3 protein-coding genes are annotated in these 6,825 nt (G+C 51.4%); 2 read left to right on the forward strand and 1 reads right to left on the reverse strand.

Translation table 11 applies throughout. The annotated features are described in order from the left end of the window. The first annotated feature begins 467 nt into the window (after positions 1-467). Complete coding sequence (locus EJP87_RS12525) at positions 468-2,597, forward strand: peptidase domain-containing ABC transporter (RefSeq protein WP_130472217.1); 2,130 nt, start codon at positions 468-470, stop codon at positions 2,595-2,597. A 32-nt stretch (positions 2,598-2,629) separates the two neighbouring features. Further along, on the forward strand, positions 2,630-3,508 hold the full coding sequence (locus tag EJP87_RS12530) for an SIR2 family NAD-dependent protein deacylase (RefSeq protein ID WP_130472218.1): 879 nt from the start codon (positions 2,630-2,632) through the stop codon (positions 3,506-3,508). Positions 3,509-4,178: 670 nt separating this feature from the next. Here EJP87_RS12530 and EJP87_RS12535 read toward each other — a convergent pair. Continuing rightward, positions 4,179-6,551, reverse strand: coding sequence for a methyl-accepting chemotaxis protein (locus tag EJP87_RS12535; RefSeq protein WP_130472219.1), 2,373 nt, complete (start codon positions 6,549-6,551; stop codon positions 4,179-4,181). Positions 6,552-6,825: the final 274 nt, after the last annotated feature.

Below are 6,825 nucleotides of genomic sequence, written 5' to 3' on the forward strand. Positions count from 1 at the left end.
CCGACGCGCTTTTTGCGTCGGCGCGGCGCGCCTAATGGAAGCAAGCTGTGCGGATTGGCGCGTATTTTTGCGCCAATCCGCACAGCATCCCCATGGTGGTAGAGCTGGCGAGCCAGCACAAACCTGAAATAGTTACATTCCGGCACAGTCTAGCACCTTTTTCTCTTCTTGCGAATCTCTTTTGCAGTACGGGGGGCAATGTGTTACATTGCTGAAGGTTTATAGGATTTTTCGGAAGCACTGTGCCAAAATTTCAGCAAAGCCGGGCGCAGCAGTGAGATCTGATATTGCCAGCTCTTCCATTGGCCGCTGCCGCAACGAACAAGGCTGGTGCTGTGTTTGGATCGGCCCATTGCTGTCAGCACACTGGATTTGCGCACCCGTTTCATTCTTGCAGAGGGGGAGGTGGTGGCCCACTTCCCGAAACCATTTTGACCAGCACTGAACCTCTCCCGCAGCCAGCCGGCATGACTCCGTTTTTGACTTCGCTGCGTTGTTTTTTTCTGATTTGTCAACACCATGGCATTGAAGTGACCCCGGAGCGTTTTTTGGGGGCCAAAGAGGATGATATTATCGGCTCTGTACTGCGGCTGATGAGTGATGTAGGTCTGCAAGGCAAACTGTTAAAAAGACGCAAATGGCAGGATTTGGCCAATCTTGGTAGCGCCTATCCGGTGATGGTGGAACGCTCCAGTGGTCATTGGGTGATTGTGGCCAGTACGGTCACGACCGCCGATGGCACTGAAAATGTGGCCATCATGGATCCCAATGCGGAACAGGCTGGTTTGGCATTGATGCCGCGCCAGCAGTTTGAGGAGCAATGGAACGGTTCGTTGTTGTTGATCAAGCGGGAATATGATCTGGGCGACAGCAATCGACCGTTTGATTTGCGCTGGTTCATGCCGGAAATCATGAAAAATGCACGTTATTTCCGGGATGTGATCGTGGCTGCCACCATGGTCAATCTGCTCAGTTTTATCATGCCACTGGCCTTTCAGATCATGCTCGACAAGGTAGTGCCCCACCAGAGCCAACAGACTCTGTTTACCCTGACCGTTATTCTGGTAATTGCCACTCTTTTTGACAGCCTGTTCACCTATGTGCAACAGATGCTGATGATTTATGCCACCAACAAAATTGATGCCCAATTGATTGTGCGCACCTTTGAGCATTTATTGCGCCTGCCCATGCCCTTTTTTGAGAGCATGCCTACCGGGGTGTTGATTCGTCATATGCAGCAGACTGAATCGATCCGCAGCTTTTTGACAGGAGGATTGTTCAGTACCCTGTTGCAGGCTTCATCACTCCCTTTGTTGTTGATTGGTCTGACCCTGTATAGTGGTATTCTGACCTCGGTAGTTTTGCTTTTCACCCTTGGTATTGCAGCGATTATTGGTTTTTTGATTCCGGCCTTCAAACGACGCTTGGAGGAGTTGTATAATGCTGAAGGGGCGCGCAATGCCGATTTGGTGGAGACGGTTACTGGCATGCGTGCCATCAAATCCTTGGCTTTGGAGCCTTTGCGCAAGGCAGCATGGGATCGCAGTGTCGCCAACTGTATTGCCCAACGCACCTCTGTAGGCCGTTTTGGTGCCATTGCAGCCACCTTGACCCATTTGTTGCAGGGGGGAATGGGTTTGACTGTGCTCAGTTTGGGTATCTATCTGGTCTTTTCTGGCGACATCAGTATTGGTGCCTTGGTGGCTTTCAACATGCTTTCGCAACGGGTCACGGCACCCTTGATCCAAATTGTCTCGATGATCAATCAATACCAACAGACTGCGCTATCGGTGCAGATGTTGGGTCATGTGATGAACTTTCCTCCCGAACGCGACCCCAACCGCCGTGGTATTCGTCCAGAGGTGTTTGGTCATTTGGAGTTCAAGGAGGTTACTTTTCGCTATCGTAAAACTACTCTTCCGGCATTGCGCAATGTCTCTTTTGAGGTACAACCAGGGCAGGTGATTGGGGTTGTGGGGCGTTCCGGTTCTGGAAAAACCACCATCACCCGTTTGATTCAGGCTATTCATTTGGTGGAAGAGGGGATGGTTTTGCTCGATGGCAACGACATCCGCCATTATGATCTGCCGCATCTGCGCCGTTCGATTGGTGTGGTATTACAGGATAATATATTGTTTCGTGGCACTGTGCGTGACAACATTGCTGCCGGCAAACCCGATGCCTCTCTTGCCGAGGTGATTGAAGCGGCCAAGTTGGCAGGTGCCGAAGAGTTTATCGACCGGCTTTCCAGTTCTTATGATACACGTGTGGAAGAGGGGGCTACCAACTTTTCCGGTGGGCAAAGGCAGCGTCTGGCTATTGCCCGCGCCTTGTTGTTACGGCCTCGTCTGCTCATTTTTGACGAGGCAACCAGTGCCCTCGATCCAGAGAGTGAAGCGATTATTCGGCACAGTTTGAACAAAATTGCCGAAGGACGCACTTTGATCATCGTTTCACACCGTCTTTCCTCGTTGACCTCGACCCATGCCATTCTGGTATTGGATCGGGGTGAAGTGGTTGATTTTGCCCCTCATGCCGTATTGTTGGAGCGTTGCAGCATCTATCGACACTTGTGGGATCAACAGAACAGTTTTTGATCTCCGTAAGCGCATTCAAGGGAGCCCCGGCGATGAAACAGGATAAAGAGAAGGATTATTCCGAACGTGTGCAACGGGCTGCACAACTGCTCGCCGAGGCGGATGGAATCTTGATTACTGCCGGAGCGGGAATGGGTGTTGATTCGGGGTTGCCAGATTATCGCAACAAGGAGGGGTTTTGGCGGGCCTATCCGGCGATTCAAAAGATGAATCTGGCTTTTGAGGAGGTGGCTGATCCCAAGTGGTTCAAACAGCATCCGCGTTTGGCCTGGGGATTTTATGGTCATCGGCTCAATTTGGTACGGCGTACCACTCCTCATGCTGGTTTTGTGCGTTTGTTGGCCATGAGTCAACGTCCGAAACGCGGTGTGTTTGTGCTCACCTCCAATCTGGACGGTCAATTTCAGACGGCGGGCTTTGATCCGCAACGTATTGAAGAGTGTCATGGTTCGCTGCATTTTTTGCAGTGTACGCGACCCTGCAGCGAGCAGGTTTGGTGTGCTGATGAGATTCATATGGCTATCAGTTCAGAGACCTTGCAGGCTATTGGTCCTTTGCCCATTTGTCCCCGTTGTGGGGCTTTGGCGCGTCCCAACATTTTGTTGTTCAATGACAAATCCTGGGTTGATGAGCGCAGCAAACAGCAGGGGGAGTGTTTGTGGCAGTGGTTGGAAGAGATGATGCTTGACAAGGCACGTTTGGCGATTATTGAGATTGGTGCCGGTACCGCTTTACCGGTAATTCGTCGCCGTTCCGAGTTTTATGCCAAGGTGCACCATGCCAATATGATTCGCATCAACCCGCACGATCATCATGTGCGCAAGGCGCGGCATGTTTCTTTGCCGTTGACTGGGATGACTGCTCTCGAGGCTATTTGGCAGGCTTGGTATAAATTGACTCAGACGGTTTAGGAAATTTGCGTCATTCCCCACCTGAAACAACTGCGGGTCCAGGGATGGAATTCATGGGATTTTGTTTTTAATCCTTTGCTTTTAATTCTGTAACTATTCAGCACACAAAACAACTGGGGGTCCAGGGAGGGCACCTCCCTGGTGGAGTCCAGAGGCAAAGCCTCTGGGATTTTAATCTTTTAATCTTTTAATCTGTTGCTTTTGGCGCGCTTATCACACGAAGCCGACGCGCTTTTTGCGTCGGCTTAAGCGCCTAATGGAAGCAAGTTGTGCGGATTGGCGCGCATTTTTGCGCCAATTCGCACAGCATCCCCATGGGTGTTAAAAGTTGGCAAGCCAGCACGGAACTAAATAGTTATCTGAAACTTCTCGCACCGTTGCCCCTTGGTGAATGACTGTTCGCAACCGCTGCCACGGCAAGGCTGTGGAACAATTCCGCACTGTGGCTATATAGCCAAAACGGTGCATGTCGGGCGTCCGCCCTCCCAAAGAGTGCCCCTTCGGGGCACAGATTGGTGCGGCGTGCGCGAATGCTACGCATTCGCTTCTGTAAAACGCCGCACAGATGCAGGACCCTGTCCTGCACCTGCCAGGAGGAGATAATCTCCTCCTGGACCTCCATAATAGTTTTTTTGCTTTTTTTGGTGAAATTGCTTTGCAGATTAAAATCTTAAGCAATCTGAAAGCGCGCGAGCTGCTCGTTAAGCTCCTTGGCAATCAGACTCATCCCTTTGGCCCGCTTGTCTACAGTGCCACTTAAACCCTGCATCTCCTCCGCCGCACGGTTGACCTGAACCATATTGCCCGCCACCAAACGAATCGCATCCGAAGCAGCAGTGACATTGCGTGTCACATCCTCTACCCCGCCTGAGGTTTCACTAATGCGCCGAGTCATGTCCGATACCCCTACCGAAGCCTCGGTGACATTGCGCGTCACCTCTTCAATGCCAGCAGAGATCTCATTGACACTGCGTGCTACATCGCCAATACCAGTACTGGTCTCTTCCAGACGACGGGTAACTTCACCAGTCTCTTTGGAAACACTGTCCATGGAGACAGTAATGGCCTCCAGAGAGTGGCTCTGCTCGTTGACCGAGTTGAGAATCTCAGCATTGGATTGGCTCAAACGACGGATCATGGCAGTCACATCCTGATTGGCCTGTCCCACATCCTCAGCATTGCGCTGAATGGCATCAATCTGACTGGCAATCATCTGTGTTGCTTCAGCAGTTTGTTGGGCCAGAGCCTTCACCTCATTGGCCACCACAGCAAAACCTTTGCCAGCATCCCCAGCCCCAGCCGCTTCAATAGAGGCATTCAAAGCCAACATGGTGGTCTGCTCGGCAATGCTGTTGATGATCACCACCACCTTGCCAATCTCTTGGGCCGATAATGTCAACTTGTTCATCATGTGTGAGGTCTGTTTGGCACTGTCACTGGCTTGACTGGCCTCACCAGCCGCCGATTCGCACAGCTTGCGCACCCCCGCCAAGGTGCTATTGATCTCTTGGACAGACGAGGCGGTTTGCGCCACACTGTGACTGGTCTGCCGCGCCGAGTTTTGCACATGACCCACACTGGTACTGCTCTGCGCCGAAGCTTGCGCAACCGTATTGAGATTGATACTGGCCTCTTCGGCAGCAGCAGAGATGGTGCTCATGTTGCTTTCCATCTGTTGCGCCGACTTGGCAACCGTCTCCATGTTGATCGACATCTCTTGCGAAGCAGCCGCAATGGTATCCATGGTCGAGCTCATCTCTTCGCTGGAGGCGGCAACCTGGGTCGCCTGTTGCGAAAGAACGTCTGCACCATTGGTCATCGAATCGGCTACCCGATTGAGTTCCTTGGCACTGCTATCCAGTTGACGGGCTTTGGCAATAATGTCGGAAACAACATGTGCCAGATCTCCGGCCATGGTGGCCAGAGCAGAGGCCAATTGCCCCACTTCATCCTTTTGCCGACATTCAATAGTTGCAGTCAAATCACCGCTGGCAATGCGATGGGCAAAGGCAACGCTGCAATGCAAACCACTGACAATCATGCGAGTGGTCAAGAGCGATACCGTGACCCCCAGCACCACCACCACCAGACTGACCACGATAATCAGCCAATTGGAGCGGTTGACCTGTTGCGTTGCCAGTTCATCTTGATGTTTGACAGTGGCATCAATGCGTTTGGCCAATTGATGGCGTGCTTCGCGCAACTGCTGGACTATCTTTTCCTGCTCATGCAAACCGCTGACAATGGATTGCATGTTTTTTTGATACCCCTCCAGGGCAGTATGAATACGCTGCATGCGTTCAATATCAGCAGGATCGCGATAGGTGGGAAGCAGTTCGCGGACATGTTTGAGCGCCTGGCTGGAGTTGCTCAGATTGCGTTGAATCTGTTGCTCATCCTTGCCATGGGTGATAAAGATCTCCTTTTCGGCAATGCGCGACTCTTTGAATTGGCCACGCACTGTGGTCAGGAGATTGACTTTATAGGTGCGCTCCTTGACCATACCCATTTTATCGCGCAGCGCATTGCTGTCACTGCCATTGCCACTCATGCGTGACAGCTCATTTATTTGGATATCCAACTTTTGCACCTGACCAGAGACCATTTCACTGATCAGGTGATCGATCTCTCTGGAGGCTTCCCGTAACTTCTGTAATGATTCCAAACGGGTATGTTCCAGAGCCACAGATTTGCGAAAGAGTGTCTCATACTGCCCAGTTGTCGTCAGCAACTGCTCCATCGCTGCTTTATCTTCTGCCAACTTGAAGAGCTTGTCACGATTATGAGCGGCTTCCTGTTTGATGGTCTCGAGCAGGCTGCGACTCTCTTCCACATATTTATTATCGCTGGTAATGATAAAACTTTTTTCTGCAACGGCGACCTCATTGACCTTGTCTTGCAGATTGAACATGTTGTGCCCAATCTCCATGCGTTCGGCCAGATCAAGGATTCCTTTGTCACCCACGATGGCGATGATCAGGCTTAACAGCAGCACCGTACCAAAGCCCACGCCGAGCTTGATACTGATTTTCCAATCCTTCATGATCTGCCTCTTTTCGTTACACGCGCCAAGTCCCTGCGCAAAACGCCCGCTTCCCTATGGGCAATCATGGTTTGGATAGCTGACAAGTCATGCCTGCCTTTATCAGAGCAGGTATGAAATTTTTATCAAAACGATAAATTCGATAAATCTCTCAACAATATCAGTATGCGCCGTTTCCCCTTTGTGGTCAATGGTCGCAGGGCAATCGCATTTGCCAATCTCCTCACTGTTGCTACAAGCGAAACTGTGCATGTCGGGCGTCCGCCCTCCCAAA

Origin of the sequence: Candidatus Magnetaquicoccus inordinatus, assembly GCF_004217665.1 — a bacterium.
GTDB classification, from domain to species: Bacteria; Pseudomonadota; Magnetococcia; order Magnetococcales; family Magnetaquicoccaceae; genus Magnetaquicoccus; species Magnetaquicoccus inordinatus.